The following is a 419-nucleotide window of genomic DNA, read 5'->3' as shown; positions in this document are numbered from 1 at the left end:
CAGTTCCTGAGCAAGGCTTTGAACCGCTCGCCGCATCACCGGCCTTCGGTGATCTCAACCGACAAAAACCGGGCCTACAACGAGGCGATCGCCTCGCTGCGCAAGGAAGGTCGCCTTCCTCCGACCTGCCAGCATCGGCAGGTGAAATTCCTCAATAACAGGCTGGAGTCCGACCACGGGAAGCTGAAGCAGAGGATCCGCCCGGTACGAGGCTTCAAATCGCGCAAGACGGCGCACAACGCGATCCGAGGGTTCGAGGTAATGCGGATGTTCCGCAAGGGGCAGTTCCGTTCGATGGTCGACAGCTTGGCTGGCGGATCGGAGGCCCGCTACATCGGAAGGCTGTTTCAGGTCTTCATCGCCTGAGAAAAGAACAGAACGGGATCATTGCGTCCCATTCCACTATTTGCAACAGACCC

At 58.7% G+C, this 419-nt stretch carries 1 protein-coding gene; it reads left to right on the top strand.

The window, feature by feature from the left end; genetic code table 11:
• The coding region (locus tag AUL36_RS23030) for a DDE-type integrase/transposase/recombinase (RefSeq protein WP_082656039.1) at window positions 1-366 on the top strand (366 nt) is incomplete at its 5' end.
• Between the last annotated feature and the right edge of the window lie 53 nt (window positions 367-419).

It is taken from the genome of Aureimonas sp. D3 (assembly GCF_001463805.1).
Classification (GTDB): domain Bacteria; phylum Pseudomonadota; class Alphaproteobacteria; order Rhizobiales; family Rhizobiaceae; genus Aureimonas; species Aureimonas ureilytica_A.
Note: the sequence above shows the minus strand (reverse complement) of the source record. Positions and strands in the feature narration are given on the sequence as shown.